This window comes from Halorubrum sp. SP3 (genome assembly GCF_005435195.1).
In the GTDB taxonomy this organism is placed as follows: domain Archaea; phylum Halobacteriota; class Halobacteria; order Halobacteriales; family Haloferacaceae; genus Halorubrum; species Halorubrum sodomense.
Map to the genome: position 1 here is coordinate 1 of NZ_SGTU01000479.1, position 356 is coordinate 356.

Sequence of the window (356 nt, forward strand, 5' to 3'; positions counted from 1 at the left end):
AGAACTCAATGGAAATCCGAACACGGATGGATGATATGGATGTCGATGAGTTCACAGACCGATTGGCAAGACTCCACAACGTAGGAAGACTCAGCACGTCTTGGTTCACCGTTCATCAGCTGGGTGGGGCACTCGTCGGTCGGGGGCCTGCTAACCTTGTCACGGCTGTTCGAGAAGCCCACGCCAGGTTCGCTGATGAGGAAATTCCAACGTACAAGAATGGACACCTCATCTATATTGCCAACCTTGCCTACGAAGACGAGTACTTGCTTATCAGGGCAGAGATTCCCCGATCATCCCGTGACAAACAAGTACTTTCGAATGTCGAACTCCGGTTCATCACAGAAGGCGTTCCC

1 protein-coding gene is annotated in these 356 nt (G+C 51.7%); it reads left to right on the top strand.

Annotation, left to right across the window (positions count from 1 at the left end; translation table 11 throughout):
• Positions 1–35: 35 nt before the first annotated feature.
• Positions 36–356, top strand: a 321-nt coding sequence (locus tag EXE42_RS17305) for a hypothetical protein (RefSeq protein ID WP_137707097.1), incomplete at its 3' end; no start/stop codon positions are given.